The 24,932-nt window shown below is 61.9% G+C and carries 22 protein-coding genes and 3 pseudogenes; 18 read left to right on the top strand and 7 right to left on the bottom strand.

Annotation, left to right across the window (positions count from 1 at the left end; all coding sequences use genetic code 11):
• Positions 1-135: 135 nt before the first annotated feature.
• The 4 genes and pseudogenes from C8J45_RS16665 (at position 136) to C8J45_RS16680 (ending at position 2,547) form a co-directional block, all read left to right on the top strand.
• On the top strand, positions 136-348 hold the full coding sequence (locus tag C8J45_RS16665) for a hypothetical protein (protein WP_107964244.1): 213 nt from the start codon (positions 136-138) through the stop codon (positions 346-348).
• An 828-nt stretch (positions 349-1,176) separates the two neighbouring features.
• Positions 1,177-1,248, top strand: a pseudogene (locus C8J45_RS19665) (hypothetical protein); the annotation flags it as partial.
• Between the two features lie 51 nt (positions 1,249-1,299).
• Positions 1,300-1,475 (top strand): annotated as a pseudogene (locus C8J45_RS19670) (DUF417 family protein); the annotation flags it as partial.
• A 190-nt stretch (positions 1,476-1,665) separates the two neighbouring features.
• Positions 1,666-2,547, top strand: a complete 882-nt coding sequence (locus C8J45_RS16680; protein ID WP_107964245.1) for a LysR family transcriptional regulator — start codon at positions 1,666-1,668, stop codon at positions 2,545-2,547.
• 47 nt (positions 2,548-2,594) lie between these two features.
• On the opposite strand, the gene C8J45_RS16685 is transcribed toward C8J45_RS16680, so the two are convergent.
• Complete coding sequence (locus C8J45_RS16685) at positions 2,595-3,239, bottom strand: peroxiredoxin-like family protein (protein WP_181321252.1); 645 nt, start codon at positions 3,237-3,239, stop codon at positions 2,595-2,597.
• A gap of 256 nt (positions 3,240-3,495) precedes the next feature.
• Between C8J45_RS16685 and msrB the strand changes: the two genes are divergently transcribed.
• The 8 genes from msrB (at position 3,496) to C8J45_RS16725 (ending at position 8,131) form a co-directional block, all read left to right on the top strand.
• A complete protein-coding gene (gene msrB / locus C8J45_RS16690; protein WP_107964247.1) occupies positions 3,496-3,939 on the top strand; it encodes a peptide-methionine (R)-S-oxide reductase MsrB in 444 nt (147 codons plus the stop codon).
• Between the two features lies 1 nt (position 3,940).
• Positions 3,941-4,522 (top strand): peptide-methionine (S)-S-oxide reductase MsrA, encoded by a 582-nt coding sequence (gene msrA / locus C8J45_RS16695; RefSeq protein ID WP_258191509.1) that lies wholly within the window; start codon positions 3,941-3,943, stop codon positions 4,520-4,522.
• 23 nt (positions 4,523-4,545) lie between these two features.
• A complete protein-coding gene (locus C8J45_RS16700) occupies positions 4,546-5,250 on the top strand; it encodes a glutathione S-transferase N-terminal domain-containing protein (RefSeq protein ID WP_107964248.1) in 705 nt (234 codons plus the stop codon).
• Positions 5,247-6,215, top strand: coding sequence for a magnesium and cobalt transport protein CorA (locus C8J45_RS16705; protein WP_107964249.1), 969 nt, complete (start codon positions 5,247-5,249; stop codon positions 6,213-6,215). Before C8J45_RS16700 ends, C8J45_RS16705 begins: the two co-directional genes overlap by 4 nt.
• Positions 6,212-6,784 (top strand): hypothetical protein, encoded by a 573-nt coding sequence (locus C8J45_RS16710; protein WP_107964250.1) that lies wholly within the window; start codon positions 6,212-6,214, stop codon positions 6,782-6,784. The genes C8J45_RS16705 and C8J45_RS16710 overlap by 4 nt, the downstream gene beginning before the upstream one ends.
• Positions 6,785-6,845: 61 nt before the next feature.
• Entirely contained in the window at positions 6,846-7,295 is a 450-nt protein-coding gene (locus tag C8J45_RS16715; RefSeq protein WP_107964251.1) for a hypothetical protein, read from the top strand.
• 61 nt (positions 7,296-7,356) lie between these two features.
• A complete protein-coding gene (locus C8J45_RS16720) occupies positions 7,357-7,758 on the top strand; it encodes a RidA family protein (RefSeq protein ID WP_107964252.1) in 402 nt (133 codons plus the stop codon).
• A gap of 82 nt (positions 7,759-7,840) precedes the next feature.
• A complete protein-coding gene (locus C8J45_RS16725; RefSeq protein WP_107964253.1) occupies positions 7,841-8,131 on the top strand; it encodes a DUF2218 domain-containing protein in 291 nt (96 codons plus the stop codon).
• 62 nt (positions 8,132-8,193) lie between these two features.
• Here C8J45_RS16725 and C8J45_RS16730 read toward each other — a convergent pair whose 3' ends face one another.
• Genes C8J45_RS16730 through C8J45_RS16740 form a run of 3 tightly spaced genes read right to left on the bottom strand, consistent with a single transcriptional unit; the run spans position 8,194 to position 10,200 of the window.
• On the bottom strand, positions 8,194-8,664 hold the full coding sequence (locus tag C8J45_RS16730; protein ID WP_107964254.1) for a peroxiredoxin: 471 nt from the start codon (positions 8,662-8,664) through the stop codon (positions 8,194-8,196).
• A 42-nt stretch (positions 8,665-8,706) separates the two neighbouring features.
• Positions 8,707-9,138 (bottom strand): heme-binding protein, encoded by a 432-nt coding sequence (locus tag C8J45_RS16735; protein WP_107964255.1) that lies wholly within the window; start codon positions 9,136-9,138, stop codon positions 8,707-8,709.
• Positions 9,139-9,186: 48 nt separating this feature from the next.
• On the bottom strand, positions 9,187-10,200 hold the full coding sequence (locus tag C8J45_RS16740) for a zinc-binding alcohol dehydrogenase family protein (RefSeq protein WP_107964256.1): 1,014 nt from the start codon (positions 10,198-10,200) through the stop codon (positions 9,187-9,189).
• Between the two features lie 746 nt (positions 10,201-10,946).
• Here C8J45_RS16740 and C8J45_RS16745 point away from each other — a divergent pair.
• From C8J45_RS16745 to C8J45_RS16760, 4 genes are all read left to right on the top strand, one after another.
• Positions 10,947-11,552 (top strand): sulfite oxidase-like oxidoreductase, encoded by a 606-nt coding sequence (locus tag C8J45_RS16745; RefSeq protein ID WP_107964257.1) that lies wholly within the window; start codon positions 10,947-10,949, stop codon positions 11,550-11,552.
• A complete protein-coding gene (locus C8J45_RS16750; protein WP_107964258.1) occupies positions 11,545-12,327 on the top strand; it encodes a ferredoxin reductase in 783 nt (260 codons plus the stop codon). Before C8J45_RS16745 ends, C8J45_RS16750 begins: the two co-directional genes overlap by 8 nt.
• 207 nt (positions 12,328-12,534) lie before the next feature.
• A complete protein-coding gene (locus tag C8J45_RS16755) occupies positions 12,535-13,686 on the top strand; it encodes an epoxide hydrolase family protein (protein ID WP_107964259.1) in 1,152 nt (383 codons plus the stop codon).
• Between the two features lie 410 nt (positions 13,687-14,096).
• The gene (locus tag C8J45_RS16760) at positions 14,097-16,769 is read left to right on the top strand and encodes a TonB-dependent siderophore receptor (protein ID WP_107964260.1); all 2,673 of its coding nucleotides are present in this window, start codon (positions 14,097-14,099) and stop codon (positions 16,767-16,769) included.
• A 272-nt stretch (positions 16,770-17,041) separates the two neighbouring features.
• On the opposite strand, the gene C8J45_RS16765 is transcribed toward C8J45_RS16760, so the two are convergent.
• Positions 17,042-17,872, bottom strand: a complete 831-nt coding sequence (locus tag C8J45_RS16765; RefSeq protein WP_107964261.1) for a 23S rRNA (adenine(2030)-N(6))-methyltransferase RlmJ — start codon at positions 17,870-17,872, stop codon at positions 17,042-17,044.
• 338 nt (positions 17,873-18,210) lie between these two features.
• On the opposite strand from C8J45_RS16765, the pseudogene C8J45_RS16770 reads away from it, so the two are divergent.
• Both C8J45_RS16770 and C8J45_RS16775 read left to right on the top strand, forming a co-directional pair.
• Positions 18,211-18,414 (top strand): annotated as a pseudogene (locus tag C8J45_RS16770) (IS110 family transposase); the annotation flags it as partial.
• Between the two features lie 1,097 nt (positions 18,415-19,511).
• Entirely contained in the window at positions 19,512-20,444 is a 933-nt protein-coding gene (locus tag C8J45_RS16775; RefSeq protein WP_258191510.1) for an IS110 family transposase, read from the top strand.
• Positions 20,445-21,368: 924 nt separating this feature from the next.
• Here C8J45_RS16775 and C8J45_RS16785 read toward each other — a convergent pair.
• Together C8J45_RS16785 and C8J45_RS16790 are read right to left on the bottom strand one after the other, a co-directional pair.
• Complete coding sequence (locus C8J45_RS16785) at positions 21,369-23,066, bottom strand: methyl-accepting chemotaxis protein (protein WP_181321253.1); 1,698 nt, start codon at positions 23,064-23,066, stop codon at positions 21,369-21,371.
• 204 nt (positions 23,067-23,270) lie between these two features.
• Entirely contained in the window at positions 23,271-24,794 is a 1,524-nt protein-coding gene (locus tag C8J45_RS16790; protein WP_181321254.1) for an alkaline phosphatase, read from the bottom strand.
• Between the last annotated feature and the right edge of the window lie 138 nt (positions 24,795-24,932).

The raw sequence follows: 24,932 nt of genomic DNA on the forward strand, positions 1-24,932 counted from the left end.
GCTGAGGAAACGTCGAAATCTGGGAGACGAAAAAGGGCGCCTGAGTGTCTGAAGGCGGGTCGTGTGGCGAAACGTGGGGTCTTCGACAGCATCCCGTATTGACGGCATCCCGCATCTGAGACCATCGCGTTGCCCATGACCAAGAGCAAGGGACGTACCGGCGCGCACGCACGCGCCAATATCCAGCCTGCACCGACAGCCGCCGAGCTCGATGCCGCCAAGCGAGAGGTCGTGCAGATCGAGGGGCGGCTGGTTGGCCTGGCTGCCGGGCATCCCTCGGTCAAGATCTGGAAGGCTCGCCTTCGTTCGGCCCAAGCCGTGATCGCCCGCGCTCCGCGCGACGGATAGGCGACCGGCTCCGCTATCACGAACGCTGCCTAGGGTAATCGGGCGCTGCGGCAACGCAGGCCCTATCAACCCCTTGTACTCGCTCACGGAGCCCGCGACGATCGGGCATCGGCACCGAGAGCGCCCTCTATGCGTCGTCGAACTTTCATTTCCGCCTTGCACGGGGCGCCTTGCTACCCGGCATAAGCATGGCGCAGCGCAGTCAGGCCGGACCCGGGGCTCCAGGAAAGCAGGGGGCGCCGGAGCCCGGACAGGGTAGCGCGCCTCTGCCCGCGAACGCGCCCCTCCCGCCGCGCTAGATCGCCGGTGAGGACCGCTTCCTGCGTCCCGACGTAGCCGCAGGGGATCGCCCGGTCGGCGCGAGTTTCGCCTCGCGCACCGCGGCCTATGGCCTCTACGGCGCTGCCGGGACCGCCCATCCGCTAGCGACGCAGGCCGGGATCGACATACTGCGCCTAGGCGGATCGGCGGTCGACGCCGCGATCGCGATCAATGCCTGCCTGGGTTTCCTCGAGCCGGCATCGGCGGCGACGCCCCGCTGCCGCCGCTGATCGCGGTGTCGGTATCGGTGCAGGGTGCGGTGGATGCCTCGTGGACGATGCACCAGCGCTATGACCGGCTGCCCTGAGCGCAGTTGTTCGAGCCGGCGATCGCGCATGCCGAGGCAAACGCGCGGGTGCCGGACATCATCGCCTACTACATTCGCCGCAGCATGGCGGCATTCCGCCAGCGGGGTAACGGCATCGAGGAAACCGCTAACGCCCACAGGACCTATGGTCTGCCCAACGGCAAAGGCCCGGCGATGGGGCAGATGCTTCGCAATCCGATCTCGCCCGCCCCTATCGCGCGATCGCAGCGGGCGGGCGTGACGCGTTCTATTCCGGCGAGATCGCCCGCGTCATCGATCGCTACTTCAAGCGGATCAGCGGCTGGCTGCGTTTCGAGGATCTGATCACGCTGACTTTTCTCTTCACTAATCCCGGTATCGCAGAGCCGACCGCGGGCGGTTTCCTGCCATTTCGGCCGTACCGGGACAGTTTCTCCTCAAGGATGCGGTTCTGCTGGCCGCGTCCCTCGTGCTGTTGCTCGCTTCGATCCGCTGCAGGAACACCCTGGCGCCGACATGATCATGATCCTTCGTCAGGGCCGGTGGGCAAGCCCTGTACAATATTCGTACGGCATCAATCGGTGTGCGGTTAAATGGCCTGAAGCAATCAACTACATGATAAGGTGGCGTTCTTCTTTGCGGCAATAGCCCGTACGCTGATCGATGACCTTCGAGTCGCCACCTGCCGGCTCAAGTGCTAGTATTGCTTCATGGAGATGCAGCATATCAGGTATTTCCTCGCAATGGCGCGGGTGCTCAACTTCACGCGGGCGGCCGAAGAATGCGACGTGACGCAACCGTCGCTGACCCGCGCGATCCAGAAGCTCGAAAGTGAATTTGGCGGACAACTCTTCCGCCGCGAGCGCAGCCACACCCACCTCACCGATCTCGGACGTCAGATGCTGCCTCATCTCGACCGCACGTTCGAGGCGGCGCAAGCCGCGATACAATTCGCCAAGGCCATCGAGAGGGCGGGCGTGGCGCCGCTTGCGCTTGGCGTAGATGCCGCGATCGAATCGGACACGCTCGACCGCATCCTGGAGGAGCTTGCCGACTGCTTGCCCGGTTTCGAACTGTCACTGTCGAGCGGGCCGCCGGACGATTTGATCGAAGCCGCCATGAACGGTGCGCTGGACCTGGTTGTCGTCGAACTGCCAGACGACACGCCTGATCGCCTCGATGTCTGGCCGCTGTTCGACCACAGCTCTCATATGGTCACGCGTGCGGATCATCCGCTCGCCGGAGGCGGGATGCCGCCGCTGCTTTCGGTGCGCGAGGAGTCGTGGATCGATCACAAGGGCAACGGATGCGCGCGGCTCAAGACCCTCGCTGCCTCGCATGGCTTCGTGCCGATCGTACGGCACCGCGCGATCGGTATGGCCCAGGTGAAGCAGTTGGTGGTCTCCGGGCTGGGAAGTGCCTTCATTCCGCGGCCTCGGGATGACGAGCGCTTGTGCGCCTTCACATTTGCCGATGTCGAGGTCAGGCGTGACGTCGTACTAGGTGCGGTGGCGGGTCGTAAGCGCAGCATCGCCGCCGATGCCTTCGTGCGCGCCTCACGCGCGCGAAGCTGGGCGGCAGCTGCCACCTGAGCCCAGGCGTAGGGACGTGTACTAAGCTCACCACGCCGTTGGCGCGCTCAGTGCATCGCCGTCAGAAACGCGACGACGTCCAGTGGATCGGGGCGCAAGCGAAAGTCGGCGTCGACATGGGCGTAGCGGATGATGCCGTCCTCGCCGACGACGAACGTTGCCGGGATCGGCAGAAAGCCTCCATCACTGCCATATATTGCGGCAAGATCAAGCCCGATCGCCAGATACCGCCGCTTCATCTCCTCGCCTACGGGGAACGCCAATCCGGAGGCCAGCGCCGCCCCGTGATCGACGTCGCAGAGCAGCGTCGCGCCCGGTCCGATCATGTCCTGTATGGCGGACGCGCCTTCGCCGGTCTCGCCCGCCACGACGATCAGCCTCCCGCCCGCATGTTCAAGGGCGGGCGAGGCAGCCGCCCAGGATTGCAGCTCATGCACGCAGAACGGGCACCAAAGTCCGCGATTGAAGCTGATGACGAGCGGCCCTTCGTCCCGCAACTTCTCGAGCGAACGGTAGCGTCCCGACGCGTCGGGCAGCGAGAAGTCCGGGAACGCCTCGTCGACGCGGGGCGCCAGTTTTCCCACGTTCAGGCTTTGCAATCGGGCGACGAAGTCATCGTAGACGGACGCGAAACCTAGAGCCGCGACGACGGCTTTGGCTTCAGGATTAGGCTGCAGCCGGGTGGTGTTCATGCCGTGCAGGATAGCGTCGAAACGCGCGAGTGTGACAGCGCCAAATCGCTTTATCATCTGAGTTGAAAAATCGTGATCGCGCAACTGTCAGTAATACACGCGTGGGACTCGACCACAACGCGAAAGACTGCAACGCTATTGAAACTATACGCACAACGTATTGGCCAAATCAAAATAGCGCTGCAATATCTTACGCGGTGAACGATAAATATGCTGAAGCACGCCTGGTCCTACAAGATAAGTATCGGAGACTATCATGAATTTTGAAAAGTCGCAGGATGCGGTCGATCGGCTGACCCCGGAGCAACGCAGGGTTACGCAGGATTCGGGTACCGAACGGCCCTTCACCGGAGAGTATGACGGCAACAAGGAGCCCGGCATCTACGTCGACGTCGTATCGGGCGAACCGCTGTTCGCCTCGACCGACAAATACGAGTCGGGCTCCGGCTGGCCCAGCTTCACCAAGCCGATCGTGCCCACAAACGTGAACGAGGTGCGCGACACCACACACGGAACGGTTCGGACCGAGGTCAGGTCGGTACACGCCGACAGCCATCTCGGCCACGTGTTCCCGGACGGTCCCGCCGACCGCGGTGGCCTGCGCTACTGCATCAACTCGGCGTCGCTTCGCTTCATCCCGCGCGATGAGATGGAGAGCGGAGGCTACGGCGAATATCTCGATCAGGCAGAGGAGGCTTAATATGCACGAGCGCGCCATTCTCGCGGGCGGGTGCTTCTGGGGCATGCAGGATCTGATTCGCAAGCGGCCCGGCATCGTCTCGACTCGCGTCGGTTACACCGGCGGCGACATTCCGAACGCCACCTATCGCAACCACGGCACGCACGCCGAGGGGATCGAGATCGTCTTCGACCCAGCGGTGACGAGCTACCGGGCCATCCTCGAATTCTTCTTCCAGATCCACGATCCGACCACCAAGAACCGCCAGGGCAACGACATGGGGCTCTCCTACCGGTCGGGCATCTATTACGTCGACGACGCGCAGAAGCGCGTTGCCGAGGACACGATCGCCGATGTGGATGCCTCCGGGCTGTGGAACGGCAAGGTGGTCACCGAGGTCGTGCCGGTCGGAGAGTTTTGGGAAGCCGAGCCGGATCACCAGGATTATCTGGAGACGCGGCCGAACGGCTACACCTGCCACTTCGTGCGTCCGGGCTGGGTGCTTCCGAAGCGCCAGTCGGCTGCCGATGCGCAGCCTGTGGCTGGGATCAGCAGAATAGACGCAACCACCGCGCAGCGCGGTCTGGTCCGCAATCCTCCATGACCGCAGCACCAGGATCGCAGATTATGACCGACCTTTCGTCCTTCCCGATCACGCAACGCTGGCCGGCATCGCATCCCGATCGCATCCAGCTCTACGCCACGCCGACCCCCAACGGCGTCAAGGTCTCGATCATGCTGGAGGAAACCGGCGCGGCGTACGAGCCGCATTTCGTAGATATCTCGAACAACGAGTCGAAGGACCCGGCGTTCGTGGCGCTCAATCCGAACGGCCGCATCCCCGCGATCATCGATCCGGCGGGGCCCGACGGTAAGCCCCTGGCGCTATGGGAATCCGGGGCGATCCTTCTCTACCTCGCCGAGAAGACGGGCCAGTTCATGCCCGTCGACCCTGCCCGACGGTACGAGACGCTTGCCTGGGTCTTCTTCCAGATGTCGGCGATTGGACCGATGTTCGGTCAGCTTGGCTTCTTCCTGCGATTTGGCGGTAAGGATTTCGAGGACAAACGGCCGCGACAGCGCTTCGTCGACGAGACCAAGCGTCTCCTCGGGGTCCTGGATCGCCAGTTGGAAGGCCGCGACTGGATCGTCGACGACTATTCGATCGCGGACATCGCGACGATCGGCTGGGTGAATGCGCTGAGCGCGTTCTACGCTGCCGAGGCCATTCTCGGCCTGGACGAGTATGCGAACGTCCAGGCGTGGCTCGCACGCGCGCTGGCGCGACCGGCGGTGCAGCGCGGACTTCATATCCCCGCGAAGCCGGCATGAGCGTAATCGCCGCCTATTATTACCACGAAGGCAAGCGAGTGCGGGCGATAGCGCTCGATGAAAGCATCGAACTGGGCGAGGATCGCACGGGCTTCTGCTGGAGCGCGCTCGGCGAGCCTAGCGACGACGAACTCAGCAAGCTCCAGGCGACGTACAACCTTCATCCGTTGGCGATCGACAACGCGATGCACCCGCTGTGTCCGCCCAAGCTCGAAGTCTATAATGATGAACTCTACATCGTCGCGCAGACCGCGGCGCTGGTGGGCGACCGGATCATTTACGGCAAGATGGCGATTTTCACCGGTCACAATCATCTCATCACCGTACGGCACGGCACCGCGGGCGCGCTAGGCAACCTTCGCGCGCAACTCGAGGGATCGACCACCTTGTCCCGAAAGGGTGTCGACTACGTCCTGCACGCCGTCCTGCACCGCATCGTCGACCAGTATCTGCCGATCTTCGAGATGATCGAGGACGACGTCCTGGCGATGGAGAGACGGTCGCTCGACGACTTTCTCGAGCGAGAGGACGTCGTCCGCATCTTCGAACTGAGATCCGAACTCACGCGGTTCCAGCGCACGCTCGGCGCCATGGGGGAGCTGGTGGGAAAGCTCGTCCGCGGCTATTTCCCCTGCATCAGCGCCGACGTGACACCCTATTTCAGCGACGTCGCCGACCATCTCCACCGCGTCCAGTCGATGGTCGACGGCCTTCTTCACGTCCTGTCCACGGTCTTCGAGGCGAGCAGCCTTTTGGAGGCGCAGCGGATGGGCGTGATCACCCGGCAACTGGCGGCATGGGCGGCGATACTCGCGGTCCCGACGGCGATCGCGGGGATATACGGCATGAATTTCAAGAACATGCCGGAGCTGGACGCGACCTACGGATACTTCATCGTGCTCGGCGTAATCGCAGTGTTCTGTCTGCTGCTGTTCGTGCGCTTCAAGAAGGCCAAGTGGTTATGACGACCCAACTTACCGACATCCTCGAAGCGGTGCAGGCGTTCGTCGCCAAGGGCTACGACCACGAATATCGCGTCAAGGACAGCACTCTCGTCGATCTCGAACTCGGATCGACCATCGAAGCGTGCACCATTCGCGTCGACGCGGCGTTGCGCCTCGAAAGCGACGACGATGGCGAAGACGCCTCCAATATCTACGCGATCACCGATCCGGCAACCGGGCACCGTGGCCTGTTGATCGACGCGTTCGACGTGTTCCACGAAATCTGTCCCCGCGACCTGTCCGAGCGGCTCGTCGCGGATCGGGAAACGGTGGCGGCAAGCGACCGGGACGCGCCGACCAAGCACGGACTGCGCAAGGTCTTCAAGGACGAGTTCCACCGCGATCCCGAACGCTACGTTCTGCGGGAGGGCTTTCCCGACTTCCCGTCATGCCCGTTCGGCGGCGGTTTCAGCATCCTCGGTTTCGACACCGCCGAGCAAGACTATGTCTGGCTCGTCACGAGCATCATTCGAGATTCCCGGCTGATCCGCGTTCCCTACCAGGGCGAAGACGTCATCAGCGACGGATAGCGACGTCGCTTAAGTACGAGTCCGCCGAACTATTGAAGCACCGTAACGCAAGGACGTCATCATGGACTGGAATAAGGCCCACATCCGAGACACGATGCTCTCGCTGGAGACCGCAGCGCTGCAGAGCGCTCGGGGAAACTACCTCGACTATGTCTTCACCGCTAAGGTCGATCAAAGCGAACCGGTCGAGAACGATGAACTGGCGCAGGCCGAGATTGCCAGCGACCTCGCCGAAGCTCTCGACGACACGCTGCACGACCACGCCGACAAGATCGACAAGCTCAGGATGATCGATTTCGGCCCCAAGTCGACCGTCGAGGAAGGTGCCGTCGTCAAGCTGTCCGGCCGCTACTTCGCGATCGCCGTATCGACCAGCAGGTTCACCTGTCAGGGGCGAGACGTGATGGGCATTTCCACGATGGCACCGATCTTCGAAGCGATCGAAGGCGCCCGAGCCGGGGAGACCGTGCAGTTCAACGGCCGCGACTTCATCGTCGAAGACGTGGAATAGGGTCCGGCCACCAGCCATCGCGCCAGTCCCGAACGCCGTTCATCTCATCAAGGGCAAGCTCATGACGACACCGTCGTTCTTCATCACCCCCGGCTACGGGACGCGCCTGCACGACGCGCTGCATTACTCCCAGGCGATGCGCATCGGCGACCGCGTGGAGATTTCCGGACAAGGCGGCTGGAACGACGATCTCGTTATTCCGGAGTCGATAGAGGACGAGATCGCGCAGGCGTTCGAGAACGTGGAACGGACGCTTGCGACAGCCGGGGCAAACTGGCGGCACGTCGTCCACGTCAATTCCTATCACGTCGGCGGCTTCCCTGCCGTCATCAACGAGACGATCGCCAGGCTATACCGCCACTACATGCCCGACCGCGCGCCGATCTGGACGCAATTGGGGGTAGAGGCGCTGGGGCTTCCCACCATGCGCATCGAAATTCGCGTGACGGCGATCATAGCGTGATCCGCCTTGGATCTGTGACGCGGCGAACATCTCACGAAATTTCACGATTTTAATCGAAGCACACTGTCTACGGGAGCCCTTCATGTTCGAAGCCGAAGCACGCATCGCCACGATCGATAGCAGCCGATATCTGACCGAGATCGCCAAGGCGTGGGTGCACACCTATCCGGTTCGCTACGATGCGCTGACTGCGGAGATCGAGCTTCCCGGCGGCCAGCTTATCATGACAGCCGATGGTGACAGCTTGTCGCTCCGCCTTGTGGGTACGGACCATGGACGCTTCGACGCCGCAAAGGAGGCCGTAGCCAAGCATGTGGATCGCGTGGCTGAACACGATACCGGCGTGCGCTGCGTCTGGCATGAGGTTTCCTGATCGCAAGCGGCACGGTCGAACCGCCCAAATCTAGCAGTCAGGATGAGCCCTCGCTGCCTAAGCTATACCTGACCCAAGTCGGCGATGAGTGTGTCCGCATCGAGATGGAAATCCGAGAAGACGATACGGCCGCCTGCATCGATGACGGTGAACCAAGGTGTTCCTCGCGTGCGGTAGTCTTCCATGAAGGTCGGCAGCGTCTGCCCGGTCGGTGGCTCATCGTGACCGAAAGCGAGGGGAAGGTCATATTTGCGCTGGTTCACGCGCAACGTCTCGAATGTGTTCTCGTCCGCGCCTTCGAAGACGGTCTGGATCACCGCAAACCCCACGCCCTGGCGGCTTAATGCGCGATGTAATTTTTGTAGCGTCGGAAACCCGTGAAGGTGGCAACCGGGGCACCAATGCTGGAAGGCGAACAGGACCTTCGGGCCAGGCCCGACATCCGATAGCGTAAGGGGCGCGATCACTCCTCCGTCGCCGCCGATCCATTTCTGCACCCGTAGCTCGGGGGCCTGCGTTTGGTCGATGCTCATTTGCTACTCCAATTACAATGCGGATCGTCGGCTGGGCGGTCGTCAGGCCGGTAGCTCGAACCCGATTTGCTTGAGTGCCGCGACGCAGGCATCCTGGTCCTGCTGATAGTTGCCGCCGGAGATGCCGATCCCGCCGATCAGCTTGCCGTCCTCCAGGATCGGATAGCCGCCGCCGACCGCGACCATCCGCGGCCGATAGGCCAGCGGCGCCACTTTCGGATCGTTGGTCACATAGTCGTTCCAGACGTGCGTCGGGAACCCGAACGAGGCGGAACTCCAGGCCTTGTCGATGGCAACGTCGACGGTAAGGAACGGCGCATCGTCGGTGCGCTCGAACGCGCGCAGATACCCGGCGGCGTCGACAACGGCGACGGCAGCCGGGATGCCGATCACGCGGGCTGCGGCGATCGCCGCGTCGATGAGGGCGACCGCGGTTTCGCGGTTGATCGATGCAGTGGCGATAGATTTGGCCATGGATTTTTCCGATCCTGAGGTTGGAAACGATGTTGGCGGCGGTTGCCGTCAGAAGCCTTCGAGCGCGATATTGCCTCTCGTCGCGCCGCTTTCGATCAGCGCATGCGCCGTCTTCAGATTGGCGGCATTGATCGGCGACAGGGTCCGGGTCAGCGTCGTGCGGATCTTGCCGTCGTCGACCAGAACGGCCAGCGCATCGAGGATCTCGCCCTGCTCATGCATGTCGGGCGTGCCATAGATCGACCGTGTGAACATCAACTCATGATGGATCGACACCGCCTTGCGCTTGAACAGCATGATATCGAGGGCGACAGGATCGTCGATCAGCGCGAACCGTCCTTGCGGGGCGATCAGTTCGGCGATGTCGGCGACATGCTGCTCGGTATGGGTGATCGAAAAGACGAACGCGGGCGCGCCGATGCCGAGCGCGGCCACCTGTGCGGCGAGCGGCCGGGAATGGTCGATGACGTGGTGCGCGCCGAGCCCCCTCACCCATTCCTCGGTTTCCGGTCGAGAAGCCGTGGCAATAACGATGAGGTCCGTACACTGTCGCGCGATCTGGATGGCGATCGAGCCGACCCCGCCCGCGCCACCGACGATGAGGATCGCTGGCGCCGCGCCGGGAACGGGCCTCCCCACGTCCAGGCGATCGAACATCGCTTCCCACGCCGCCAACGCCGTCAGCGGCAGCGCCGCCGCTTCCGCCCAGTCGAGCGACGCGGGTTTGCAACCGACGATCCGGGCATCGACGAGATGGAACTCGGCATTGGTGCCCGACCTCAGAAGCGATCCGGCGTAATAGACCTCGTCGCCTGTCGCGAATTGCGTCACATCGGGGCCGACCTCACGCACGATCCCGGCGGCATCCCATCCCAGCACCTTCCAGTCGCCATCGGCAGGCGCCGTGCTGCCGCGAATCTTGTAGTCGACCGGATTGACCGAGACGGCCTTCACCTCGACCAGGATATCGTATCCTGTAGCGACGGGCCTGAGCAGACCGATGTCGACCAGCGCGGCATCCTCGGCGATGGGTCCAGGAACCTTGTAACCAACTGCTTTCATCAGGTATCTCCAGATTGCCGCGCCCCGATGCCCTGATCGATCAGATCGAAAGGTCTTCCGAATTGGACTGGCATTGAGACGCTGCTACAACCCGAACTATGGCGGGGTCGGCATAGTATTCCCAATAGCGAGGAAGCATAGTTTCCATACCTACCGCTATTTTACATCGCCGATCCTGGCATATTAGCTACGAAAATGATCCACAAATCTACGCCACACGGCCGACAATACGTTTGAGTACACTTCCAAAGGCTAGCCACTTGGGCAACTATCTCTCCGACAGCAACAGGGGATGCGACGTATGAAAACATTGGGCGCGATCCGCGCGAGATGCAGCGTGTCGCCTTTCGACACCGCATGTCGCGGCGTTGTACGCCGTCGCCACGGTACACCGCCGGTACGGTCGTCGCCCGTACCGGAAAACCCGCCGACCGCTCCGCGTATGTCGAGGAGGGCGAAATCGAGGCAGCCGGCTCGTCGAGCGGGATCGAGACCGGTATGCGGGCGCGGTGTTGCGATGCTATGGAAACTATAGCAACAGGGTATTAGAAAATCAGGCTGGCCTGGCGCTATAGTCCGCATGCAATCATCACGCTTCGTAGCGGACGATATCATCGCTATTCTGATACAGAACTCGGCATATATTTGGCAGACGATCGATTGACCGGTTGCGGATGCTGAGAGCCTTCAAGAGATCTCAAATCGAAGCCAGTTTCAACCCGTCGTGACAAGCAAGGGGATTCGCAATGGTCACAAGAGGATTTCCGGGCCGCGGCTCGGGCGGGGATCAGTCGAACCGGATTCCACCAGGTCAGCATCTCGTGGAGGATTTCCCCGTCCTGTCCGCCGGCCCCACGCCGCACGTGGAGCCTTCCGATTGGAAATTCACGGTCAAGATCGGCCCAAAGCCCGTCAAAGTCTGGAACTGGAGCGAGTTCAACGCGCTGCCGAAGACGAAGGTGACCAAGGACATTCACTGTGTCACCTCCTGGTCCAAGCTGGATACCGCCTGGGAGGGCGTACTCGTCGAAGACATCCTCGCCGATGCCGGGCTCGATCCGCCTACCGATTTCGTCCTGGCGCACTGCTACGATAAATATTCGACGAACGTGCCCTTGGCGGACCTTCTGTCGGGCAAGGCGATGGTTGCCCTCACCTATGCGGGCAAGCCACTTCCGCGCGATCACGGCGGGCCCGCCCGCCTTCTGGTCCCGCACCTCTACTTCTGGAAGTCCGCCAAATGGGTGAATGCGCTGCAGTTCACGACGCGCGACGAACCCGGATTCTGGGAAGGTCACGGCTACCATATCTACGGCGATCCGTGGCGCGAGCAGCGCTACACCAATGACTGAGGGCGGCGCGCAAGCCGTGCCGTGGCAGTCATGCACGATCGAGGACATCGTCCAGCAGACACCGAGCATCAAGAGCGTCTTCCTGCGGTTGCGCGAACCGTTCGCGCACATCGCGGGGCAGCACGTCGATGTCCGGCTGACCGCGCCCGATGGCTACAGCGCGATGCGCAGCTACTCGATCGCGTCGGCGACAATTTCGTCCCCGATCATCGAACTCGCGATCGAGCGGCTGCCGGATGGCGAAGTCTCGTCGTTCTTTCACGATGTCGCGGCGGTTGGCGACGAAATCGAGCTTCGTGGTCCGCTTGGCGGTCATTTCCTGTGGCCCGCCTCTGCCTCTGCCTCTGCCTCTGCCTCTGCCCGTGCCCCTGCCGTGGACGCGGTGCTGTTGATCGGGGCAGGCTCCGGCCTCGTGCCATTGATGGCCATGATCCGACAACGCCGCACACAGTCCCCGGCAGTGCCAACGGCGCTGCTCCTGTCCGCCCGGACCGCCAAAGACGTTCTCTTTTCGGAAGAGCTGCATGCCACCGAGATCAGCGACGCGGCATTCGTCCTGGCATTGGCGATCACGCGCGAAGACCCGATCCGCGCATCGGACTTCGGGCGACGGATTGACGGCGCGATGGTCCAGGACATCGTGGCCCAGCTCCACCGAAAGCCCAGCCACGTCTTCGTTTGCGGGTCCAACGGCTTCGTCAACATCGCGACCGAGGGCGCGCTGCTGGCTGGCCTGGACGCCTCCGTTATCAAGACGGAACGCTACGGTGGCTAGCGGCGCAAGCGATCTCGCGTTGCCTCGATCGCGGACGTGCGTGGTTCTTCGTCGAAGTCAGCCGCTAGGTCCGCGCGCTCGATCCTTGGAGAGGCGGAGAACAAGCAATGGCCCGATCCGTCTGCTAAGCCGGAAGAAACCGCAAGCGAGCGGCCGTCGCGTCTAAAGCGCGGTCAGGATGAAGGCGATCGAAGCTTGGAGACAGTCATGCCGCCCGTTCCCTTCACGATAGACGTGCCGGACACTGCGCTCGAAGACCTACAGAACCGACTGTCCGCGACGCGCTGGCCTGGCTCGATCGACGACGAAAGCTGGGACGATGGCGCAAGCCTCGCGTTCATGCGCGGCCTCGCAGACCATTGGCAGAACCGGTTCGACTGGAGGCTACAGGAACGACGGCTAAACCGGCTGCCGCAGTTCATGGCCACGATCGACGATCAGGACATCCATTTCGTACACCGGCGCGGCGTTGGCCCCAGCCCGGTCCCCATCGTCATCACGCATGGCTGGCCGGGATCGTTCGTCGAGATGGAACAGCTGATCCCGCTGCTCGCCGATCCGGGCGCACATGGCGGCGATCCTGCCGATGCCTTCCACGTCGTCGTGCCATCGCTGCCCGGCTACGGCTTCTCACCCGCGCCGGCGAGAGGGGGCATCAGCTCGCGGGAAATCGCTTTGCTGTGGCGCAAGCTCATGACCGAGCTCGGCTATCACAAGTTCGCCGCGCAGGGCGGCGACATCGGTGCAGGGGTATCCGTCTGGCTGGCACGGCTGTTTCCGGACGTCGTCCGCGGCATCCATCTGAACTTCATCCCAGGCAGTTACCGCCCCCCGACATCTGCCGACACCGCGCCCGTCACACTCCAGGAACGGGCGTATCTCGATCACGTCGCGCAATGGTCCGCGCGGGAGGGAGCCTATGCCGCCTTCCAAGGCACCAAACCACAGACCCTGTCGTTCTCGCTGACGGATTCTCCCATCGGGCTCGCGGCCTGGATGACGGAGAAGTTCAGGTCCTGGACCGACTGTCACGGGGATCTCGAAAGCGCGATCCCGCTCGACGACCTGCTGACGGATATTTCACTGTATTGGTTCGGTGATTCCCTCACCGGATCGCTCAGGCTCTACAAGGAAAACCGGCTGCGCCCTCTCGTGTTCGAGGAAGGTGAGCGCGTCAAACCACCGCTTGGCGTATCGGTGTTTCCCCGCGAGATCGCCATGCCGCCGCGTTCCTGGGTGGAGCGGGTCTTCGACGTACACCGCTGGACCGAAATGCCAGCTGGCGGGCATTTCGCCGCGCTGGAGAAACCGGACCTGCTCGCGGCTGAGATACAGGCGTTCTTTCGACCGTTTCGATGATCAGCGGAGCGCTGGACGCCTTCAATGGTCTGGCCGAACCGTCTCGTCTGAAATTAACGAGCTGACCCAGAACCGACATTTGCGGATGGTTTTCCGCCTCCGACTTCTGCCAGTCGTTCATGCGATTGGACACACTCTACGGTTCACTCAGCAGTTCCGACCCGCTCTCACCGAAGTGCGATAAAATTGCAACATTGTTACAGATGCGTAATCTGCAGCGAAGTTTCCGATTGCCAGACCGAACCCGTTGTGGCCGTTTGTTCCACGATGACGGTGCATGAAATGACATCGTCACGACATTCGCAGGGCTGATCAAAAAGCGTTTTCGATACGCCGAGAACAATCGACGATCGAGGGCAGGAACATCTGGAGAAGGCTCTTGAAGGGCCGGGTTTCTTAAGGGGTTTCAGATGATCAGATACACGACTTCGACCGTTGCATTGGCGGTCGCACTGCTATCCTGCTCTGCCGCTTTTGCGGCCGGATCCGGTAGTGGTCAGGACGTCGCCATAGCCTCTGCCCAAGATTCGACGCCCCAAGCCGTAGCGCCGGCCGAGGCCGAAGCACCGAGCGACATCCTCGTACTCGGTACGCGCCGTACCGACCGTACGCTCGCCAACTCGCCCTCGCCCGTCGACATCATCAGTTCGGCCGATCTGACGACGCAGCCTGCCGCCAACATGATCGATGCGCTGAAGAACATCGTTCCGTCCTTCTATGCCGGGCAGAACTCGATTTCGGACGCGTCGACCTTCGTGCGCTCGCCCTCGCTTCGCGGCCTGTCGGGCGATCAGGTCCTCGTGATGCTGAACGGCAAGCGGTACAACCGGTCGGCGCTGGTACAGGTCTATGGCGGCAGCGACACCGGTCTCGGCCGCGGCGCGCAGGGCCCCGACATCTCTGCGATCCCGTCGCTCGCGATCGGCAACCTCCAGGTGCTGCGCGAAGGCGCGACTGCGCAATACGGCTCCGACGCCATCGCGGGCGTGCTCAACTACGGTCTTCGCGAGGATCAGGGAATCGAGCTGGTCGGCCGCGCCGGTCAATATTATGCCGGCGACGGCGAAAGCTATCAGATCGCCGGGAATGCCGGCCTCAAGGGCGATTGGGGCTTCATCAACGCCACCGGCGAATATGTCGACGAAGGACAGACCAGTCGCGGTCGCCAACGCCCATCGGCAGCGAACTTCGCGCAGAACTTTCCCGCGCTCGCCTCGCAGCTGCCCAACTACCCCCTTCCCGTGCAGATCTGGGGCAACTCGCCCTCGCATGGCTTCAAATCGGTGCTGAACGCCGCACTCAACGTGACCGCGGACAGCAAGCTCTACTTCTTCGGCAACTTCGCGCAGAGCAAGGGCAACCAGAGCTTCAACTACCGTCCGTCCGTCTCCAGCACTGCGGTCGACACGAACGGCGTGGTGCGCAATCAGGGCGCCAACGGCGCATTCAACAACACGTTCTTCCTGACCCCCTGCCCGGCTGGCAACGCGACCTGTCCGACCGGAGGCTTCGTACGCGATGGCAACACGTTCCGGTACAGCCAGCTCTACCCCGCGGGTTTTACCCCCCGCTTCGTCGGCAAGACGCAGGAGCTCTACGGCGTGCTTGGCTACAAGGGCACGGCTGGCGACTTTACCTACGATCTTTCCGGCACGCTCGCCCGGAACAAGCTGTCGCTGTCGATGTATAATTCGGCCAACTTTTCCTACGGCCCAGCGACGGAGACGAGCTTCGACTTCGGCGATCTGATCCAGAAGGAAGTCAACTTCAACGCCGACTTCACCTATGCCGCCGACCTCGGCCTCGCTGCTCCGCTAACCATCTCGGCTGGTGGCGAATTCCGCAAGGAAACCTACGAGCAGACCGCAGGCGACCTGCAATCCTATAGCGCAGGTCCCTATGCCGTAGCCCAGCAGCTCTACACCTTGACTGCACCGGGCGTTTACACGCTATCGGGCGCGACTGCACCACAGGGCGTGGGCGCCAGTGGCTATGCCGGCACGAGCCCGGCGACCGCAGGCAAGTTCAGTCAAAAGGCCTATGCCGCCTATGTCGGCCTGGAGACCGATCTCACCGAGGCGCTGACCGTCGGTGCGGCGGGCCGATACGAGCATTACAACACGTTCGGCGATGCCTGGGTCGGCAAGGTCAACGCACTCTACAAGTTCGTGGAGGGCTTCTCGGTTCGCGGCAGCTTCGGCACCGGGTTCCACGCACCGTCGCCGGGTCAGTCGAACGTCTCGATCGTTACCACGTCGTTCAACAACGGTGTCGCTTTTCAGGCCGGAACGTACCCGACGAATACCGCGGTCGCGCAATATTACGGGGCGACCAACCTGTCGCCGGAGAAGTCGACCAACTACGGTCTGGGCGTCATCCTCGAACCGGTTCGCGGCATGACCATCACGGTCGACGGGTACCGCATCAATCTGCGCAACCGCATCGGCCTGACGTCGCCGTTCATCGTCACGGCAGCGGACCTCGCGGCGCAACCGGCGCTGCTGCCGGTCGGCATCGGCGGTCAGGTTCAGTACTTCACCAACGGCTTCAGGACCCGTACGCAGGGCATCGACGTCGTCGGGACGTACCGGACGAAGCTGAGCGATGCGCTGCTCAACTTCTCGCTGGCGTACAACTACAACGACACCAAGGTCACCGATTACGACGCCCGGATCATCAGCGTCGCACAGCTTATCGACGCCGAAAACCTCGCGCCGAAGCACCGCGTCGTGTTCAATGCGAACTGGTCCCTGGACAATCTGAGCTTCAACGTTCGCGAGAACTATTACAGCTCATTCACCAGTGCCCAGGATTATGGCCAGACCAACGGCGTTGCGAACCAGACGTTCGGCGGCAAGTTCACCACCGATCTTGAACTGAGCTACACCTTCAAATACTTCACCCTGTCCGTCGGCGCTCAGAATTTCACCGACGAGCATCCTGATCGGTTGGCTCCCAATTCGACGGTGCAGATCTATCCGCTCACCGGTGGCACGTCGGATGGTCAGGTCTATCCGCGTAACGGCGGTCCGTTCGGCTTCAACGGAGGTTTTTACTACACCCGTCTTCGCGTGAAAATTTGAGAGGTAGCGGGGGCGCTCCGGCGCCCCCGCTAATTTCACCGTCTTTGCACGACTTTAGGCCAAGGCTGCCCCCTATCCCAATTCGAAGAATGATCGGGCCGAAGCTTCTTCAGCCGCAAAGGCACTCAACTCGTGCCGATCGAAAGCACTTCAGCTTTTCGCCGCGTCGAACGGTGTTTTCGATGCCTTGGCAGGGATCGGGAAGTTCAAATGGCTGGAGCCGGAGCAGTAGCGGCTTTCGATCGTCGTCGCCCTTACCATCGGGCACTCTATTAACTGGCCAACCAATCGGTCGTGATCTCGCCCCGATGTCCCTCCGGCGCCAGCACGGAGCGCAGGGCTTCCAGCAGAGGTGGCAGCGCCTGCGTGAAGGCGTAGGGCGGGTTGACGATGTAAAGGCCTGCGCCATTATAGATGCCGGGCTGATCGTCATCGTACAACCAATGGTCAACCTGCAGCAGTTTTGGGATGCCGAGCTTGTGTAACTGCTCCGTCCACCGCGAATGCGTGGTGCGGTCTTTGAGCGGATACCAGATCACCGTCACGCCATGCGCCCATTTGCGGTGAGCGGCAGCGAGCGTGGCTGTGATACGTTCGCGCTCGTCGGGCTGCTCGTACGGCGGATCGACAACCACCACGCCCCGCGCGGTTCGGGTCGGCAGCATCGCCAGCCAAAGCTCGTAGGCGTCGCGCTCATGCACGGCAGCGGATGTGCCGCGCATCACGCCGCGCAGGGTGTAGGCGTCATCGGGATGTTTTTCGTTCAGGATCAGGAAATCCTGCGGGCGCAGAAGCTGCGCCAGTATCCGCGGCGATCCGGGGTATAAATGCGGCTCGGCGCCTACGTTCACCGCCCGTATGGCGGCGCGGTAGTCGTCCAGCAACGGGTTCGGGTCGGCAAGGGCCCGCAGCACGCCCTGCGCAGACTCGCCGGTACGTTGAGCATCGTCGCCGTCGAGGTCGTACAGCCCGCAGCCGGCATGAGTGTCGATCAGGGTCAAGGCGGCCTGTTTTTGCTGCAAGGCCCGCACGAGCGCGATCAGCAAGCTGTGCTTCACGACATCGGCACTATTGCCAGCATGGAAGGAATGGCGATAATTCATTGCTTCTCAAAATCCTGACGATCTACGTTTATGCGTGCTGCCGGGCGCGGTTGCCGAGCACGAGGCGACCGAAGTAACTGGTCCGGTGCTATTATAAAGGCGGACGGAAACGTTCAACGCACTTCTCCGCGGGGCCTCAAGCCAGGGTCAGCGATCGTCACCAGAGGCCGAGGCGCAAGGCTCCGGGAGCGGCGCCAACCCACTTCGCTAACGTGGCCGTGCAATTCGCGGTTCGGCAGCGTTACGGATACCCGGTGAAGACCAAACTCCCGTAAATGCCAGTTCGGCAAGATATGCTCGCGATTTAACTCAGCCCGTAGTTCGGAACGGTGGCAAATGAAGCGGCGCAGATCCTGATGACTCAGAGCCGGCATTGGTCGTGGCTTAAGGCCTGGGGGATGAAGGTCGCCCAGCGCCGGGGTATGCGGCGCGCGATTGTCGCCGTCGCGCGCCGCCTGGCCGTCGTTCTCCACCGCATGTGGACGGACGGCACCGACTTCCGCTGGGGAAGCGGACCCGGCACCGCGGTCGCGGTCTCCTGATACGATCTCAGAAAGGAGCTTTCACGGTTCTGCCTCGGCAGGAAGAGGTCCTCACGGGGACGAAGGTGGTGTGAGATCGTAGCGTCCGCAGCCTGTCGCAGCGACAAGGGCGTCCAAGATCCACACCGCTTTCTCTTACCCCATCATGGGGCGGCTACGTGCCGACCCCGGAGAGAAGCACGAACCCCGTGCGGCAATCTCAAGCCTGGCAGAAAAAACAGTATTTGTATTTCGTAGCCTACCAATTCCTCAGACCGGCGCACTCGCGGCGGCGGAGAGTGGCCTGCGCCTGTTGACTCAGGCCGCGATAGAGAAACGGACGTTCCGATGCCCTTCCCCGCCTCCCAACTTCAGCCATTCGTTCATCAGGATGGACGGTAGCGACAAGCAGCCGATCCGTTGCCTGGACGACTTGAAAGGGAGAGGAGAGCGGAACGTCGGCTTTCATTGCTGGGCATAACATCGACGACACGCGCGTCGACAATCACGGATTGCTGGCAACGAACACGTAATTAGGTTGAACGGCGGAATCTGAAAACAGGAACTCCCTTGGCTTATTCCGTACTGGTGGCTTCTCGCCATCGTCGCGGACAAGATACCCAGTTACGCACCGATCGCGCCCTGCCACCTCGTACCCACCGAGCCTGAAACCTACTCGCCCGAGAATACGCTGTATCGTATCGAAACAAACTACCGAATTATTACTGTCAATTTCGCCGCACAGAGCCAATCTTTGTCCGATAAATTGTTATAAATCGCTTGTCATTTGATCGATCTGCATATGATCACTTCAGGTAACTAGCCAGATATTAGCAGTAACGGAATAAGAATCAATCAAGCCTTGTGCAAAGCTCAACGGGCTTTATCTTATATAGCTAGTTGATGTTACATCTGAACGTTCGTCCGAGATCATGAACGGCTTGATCGATGAAACGGATAAATCAGGCAGTCGCGCTCCTGCCCTACGGCTACCGGCCAGCCCAACAAACAAACACTCGCTATGATTTCAAACCTTGCAGCTTCGTTGGGGTGGACGCCGCCTGACGGCATTGATGTGCCATAGTGGAGGTGTTGAAAACACCACTGAGGAGGCGTCCATGGGTGAGGTTAGCACAGTCGGCATCGATCTGGCCAAGTCGGTTTTCCAGGTTCACGGCTCGGATCCGAGCGGTGCTGTCATCTTCCGCAAAAAGCTTCGGCGTGATCAGGTTCTGTCATTCTTCTGGACCTTGCCACGATGCGTGGTGGCAATGGAGGCCTGTGCGAGCGCCCATTACTGGGCTCGCGAGATCGCCGCAGTAGGTCACGACACGCGGCTCATTCCACCGGCCTACGTAAAGCCGTTCGTGAAGCGGCAGAAGAACGATATGGCCGATACCGAAGCGATTTGCGAGGCTGCGCAGCGCCCGACGATGCGGTTCGTGCAGGGTAAGAGCGCCGAAGCACAGGCCTCCGGAGTAATCTTCCGTACCCGCGATCTGCTCGTGCGCCAGCGCACGCAGCTGATCAACGCCCTACGAGGACACCTTACCGAATTTGGCTACATCGTTCGGCAGGGTGTCGGGCATGTCGGAAAGCTGGTCGAGCTTGTTGCCGATCCTGCATCCGATATACCACCTGTGGCGCGGCCAGTGCTGACAGTTATCACTCAAAGCCTTCAAGCGCTTCAGTCGCAGATCGCTCTTCTGGATCGCGAAATCGCGCACCGGGCCAAGACTGACCCCGTGGCGAACCGGCTGATGACCATTCCAGGGGTGGGGCCGGTGATCGCGACTGCGCTTGTGGCGCTAGCGCCTGCTGCCAGCACGTTCCGACGCGGGCGTGATTTTGCAGCCTGGCTTGGCCTCGTACCCCGACAGCACTCTAGCGGCGGCAAGGAGCGGCTGGGGCGCACAACAAGATGGGCGAGCGTAGCTTGCGGAGGCTTCTTATTATCGGCGCAAGTTCGGTTACGAAGGTTGCGGCGCGTTACCACGATAAAGCCGACGCATGGCTGGCCGGCATGCTGGCTCGCAAGCCGCGCATGCTGATCACGGTGGCGTTGGCCAACAAGATGGCGAGGACCGTCTGGGCGCTGATGGCGCATGGCGGGTCCTACAGAGCTCCGGCCGCGGCGGTGTAACCGTCAAGGCTTGAGGCGTCAGGGACGCAAGGAAGGTCAATAGAGAGGTATGGCGCAACGGTCAGAAGACGGGATTGGGAAAACCAGGGATGTGTCCGAGCGCCTCGAGCGCGCAACTTCGGTCTGGACCCGATCCGCGATCTCCATACAGGCCAGCAGCCGTGATGATGGCTGCATCAACAGGCCGGACACACGGAAGCACCTGGGCCTGCGCGAACAAATCTCTCAAAAACCCCCTTGTATCCAGCGGGGCGTCCACACACGGACACTCATTCACCACGACACCTGGGCCTGTAATTGGCCCCTCGCACTGCTTACAAATTTCGGCGAGCCGCGAATGCCTCGGAATGAAACGCGACCATACGTGCGTCGCGCCGCACCCGGACGGGTGAATTGCCGGGGCCTATATTCGGACCAGCACGGCGTTTGGCTGGACGTGATTTTTGCGTCAGACCGCGAAGCTCGGGAAGTCCTTTCGATACTGTTGGGTGTTTGAAGGCACGGCGCTGTCATTCTGGTGCCATCAAACGCAACTAAGGACAGCGCTTGCAGTAGAGGTAATTCCAGATGTCTCGCGCTAGCTCGCTCGTTGCTCAGCAAATAATCGATTGCGTGTCGACGGGTCGGTCCCCGACCGCAGTGGACCTGGACAATGTCGCTGCGCGGATGTGGCGCGAAGGAGTGCGTGACCGTTCCGCATTTTCCTGGGGCGAGCTTTCGCCCACGGCTACCGATCGCATCGTAGCAATGCGGGCTGCGGTCCTCGCATTGGAGGGCAGCAGTCTACGCTAGGCCGCACCTATCCAGTGTTCCGGATCGACGGCGCGTAGGCTCAAGTTACGTGCAGCTTTTCAAAAAAGCGCAACAGGGCGGCGTCGATTGACGAGGCGCCGTCTTCGACCAACCGTGAGTCCATGCGGACCTTGGCTGCCATCCCCGTAGTACTCTGTGTCGCGACGGATACACCTGTCACCAGACGTCCGATCAGGTCCAGGTCTGTAGCGGTTCCATCGACGTTCCGGCTGATGACCTGGCCGCTCTGCGCCTGTTCGCCAATGCTCGAAGCGAGATCATCGGTGCCGCTAGCCATCTCCTCGACCATCGCGCGGATATGCAACAGTCCGGCATAAGCTGCCCCGGTGCCGCGTTGCATGCCGGCTATCTGTTCGGCAATCTCACCCGTAGCTTCCGCGGTCTGCGCGGCCAACGATTTTACCGCGTCGGCAACGACTGCAAACCCCTTTCCGGCTTCGCCGACGCGGGCCGCCTCCATGGCGGCGTTCAACGCGAGGAGCTTGGTTCGTGCAGCAATACTTGTGATGACTCCGACGATCGCACCAATCGCACGGGCGTCATCCTGGACGTCCGTCATATCCTGTGCGAGCCTGGCCGCACAGTCCGCAGCCTTTGCGCTGAGATCGGCAGACAGGCGTGTGCTCTGGCTAGACTGATGGATCGCGCCCATAAACTGGTTCGTTGCCGCGGCAATATCCGTCGCTCCGTCGATCGCTCGCCTAACGGCTACGCCAACGCTATTCAGTTCGCGGGTCGCATCGGTCGAATGATCCTCGAGTTCCCCGGATGTCGTGGACAATTGTCCGGCTGCTCCGCGAAGTTCAGCAAGGACGTTCGCTATCTCTCCTTCCAACGTGGTTGCGGCCTGCCGGACGATACGATCACGTTCAGCCTCGGCAGTTTGTGCTGTACGTCGCGCATCTTCGACCTGACGTTCGCGGTGAACCTCTGCGAAGCGCTGCCGGCCAATATCGGCTTCCAACCGCCCGCGCTCCACCACCGACGCACGAAAGACCTCGATCGCGCGTGACATCCGGCCGATCTCATCCTGTCGTTCCCCGTGCGGCGTGCGGCCTTCTGCATCGCCTCCGGCGATCACCGCCAACGTATGCTCGATATCCAGCAGCGGGTGTACGATGGTCTTCTGAATGATCAGCACCGTGCCGTATGCGGCCAGAGAAAACAGGATGATGCCCGCCGCGATACTGATCGCTACTTCCTGCTTCTCCAGATCATGGGCGGTGCGGAACAGACGCTCGACCTCGGCTTCCTGTCCAGCGATGAGGGTATCGGCGATTTTGGATGCCATCCGCTCGTTGGGACGGACGTCATCGCGAAAGACGGTCCACGCCCGATCCCGGCGATGCTTCGTGGCGTCGTCGGCCATGATGGCCAACTGCCGTAATACGATTATCTGACTGCCTATATATGGGCTCCGTGCACTCAGTCCCGCGCTGGGGCTCCGAACCAGTTGGTTAAGCTGCGTCCGCATCTGGATCGACCGTTTCGTGAATTTCCCGTGGATGATCGCGAGTTCGCTTGGATTGCGTTCAAGCAACAGATTTAACGCGTCACGTTGCAACGAGCGGCTGATTGACCGTACCTCGATCAGGCTGATCCGAACGATCTGGCCGGCATTCGCTGCGTCGCGCGCAGTCTGAACACGTTCTCTTGTACCGTATCCGATCAGGCCCAGAAGGCACACCAATCCCAACATGATGGCGATGGGTACCATCAGTCGCGCCACCATGCTCTGGGAACACAGCCTTAACGTTCGGTTTTTCATAGGCGGGCGCTACGGCGCGCATCTTAACCCTGTGTGACAAACGCGGCTGCCAGATTACGCGCTCTCCGCGCCGTTGGGACAGCGATCTGTCTTCGAGGCGGCCGTCTTACGGATGCGATCATTTGCCTAAGACTTCCGGAATTGGACCGATTTCTAAGCCTTGCGCATTCGTCGTGCGCCGGACGGCATGACGAATACGCCACCCGATCGTACGATGCTGCTCGCATCCTCACGATCGGCGATCATGCGGATGTCGGCCCGCAGGGCACGGCGATCGATATCCAGTCTCACCCAACCGGCATGCTCGACATCGTGGAAGCGCACATGCGGATTGTTCCGGCTGACATCGCCGAACCGACCGACTGGCGGCGAAGCAGCGCCCAACGCCGACGTCACGATCTCGCTGCCGATCGGTGCCTCGCCCTGCCCGTTCAGGTCGTTTACCCAGAACGAGTGCACGTCGCCACTCAGCACCACCGAATTGCGGACCGTCGTACGACTTAACTCGGTCAGCAACCGGTCGCGATTGGCGGTGTAGCCGTCCCACTGATCGCTGAAGGTCGATTGTCGCGTCCCGTCGAGCCAAAGCGGCGCAAAGAACACTTGCTGCGCAACGAGCGACCAGTGGCACCGCTCTCCGGCAAGCCGCCCGGACAGCCACCGTTCCTGTGCCGCGCCCATAATCGTCCGCGATGGTGCGGCGGCCTGCGCGCACGCGTCGAGCCGCACGTTGCGCGCAACGTTCGGCGCGGCACACGGCGGCATGCTACGATATTGGCGCGTGTCGAGCACCGACAGTGACGCAAGGTTGGCCCAATCCACAGCGCGATACAGCCGCGGTTCGAGCCGTCCTCGCCAAAGACTTGGGCGGATCGGCATATGCTCGAAATACGCCTGGTACGCCGCCGCGCGGCGAAGTGCGAATTGCGCAGGCGGCAACCCTTCGCGATTGGCGAGCCCGGCATAGTCGTTGAGCACCTCGTGATCGTCCCACGTAACCAGCCAGGGGCAGGCACGATGCGCAGCCTGAAGATCCGGGTCGGTCTTGTAGAGCGCATGGCGTTGCCGGTAACCGGCGAGGTCGCGTGGCTCCGGCGCCCCGAAATCGCGCACATGCGGCACGCCCGGATAGCTCTGCTCGTAGATGTAGTCACCGAGCTGCAGGATCAGGTCGGGCTCGGCAGCGACGATGTCGCGGTAGACGCCGAACCGCGCCTGCTCCCAATGCTGACACGACGTCACCGCAAGCCGCAGTCGGTCCGCAACGTGCGGCACCGTCGTCGCGCGACCGACCGGGCTCGTCGCGCCGAGAGCGTGGAAACGATACCAATAGGGTCGCCCGGCGAGCAGTCCGGCGACCTCGACGTGCACCGCATGCGCGCGCTCTGGATGCGCCAGCCCGCGCCCCGTTTTCACGATCACGCGGAACGCGGCGTCGGTTGCGATTTCGTACCGCACGACGACGGCCGCGGCCTGCAGCGGTTCGGCACGTACGCCGACAAGTCGCGTCCAGAGCACGAAGCCATCGGTACCGGGATCGCCGCTGGCCACGCCCAGCGCGAACGGATCGACGACCGCCTGTGCCCCCGCATCGACCGTGATCGACGGTAGCATGGCGAGCGAGGCCATCGCGCCGAGCAACGCGCGACGATGCCAGAGGGTGTCTGGGTTGGCCATCGATCCGGTCCTAATCAGGACGCGTGACGGGATCGTGACAAGCGAGCCAACCGTCATATTTCCGTAGCGCCGTCGTAATGAAAGCGTCCCTAACCAAGCTTAGTTGGTCTCCAACGATCGCCGCCCTAGCGGCGACGC

The sequence above is a fragment of the Sphingomonas sp. PP-CE-3G-477 genome (genome assembly GCF_003050745.1).
Taxonomy (GTDB): domain Bacteria; phylum Pseudomonadota; class Alphaproteobacteria; order Sphingomonadales; family Sphingomonadaceae; genus Sphingomonas.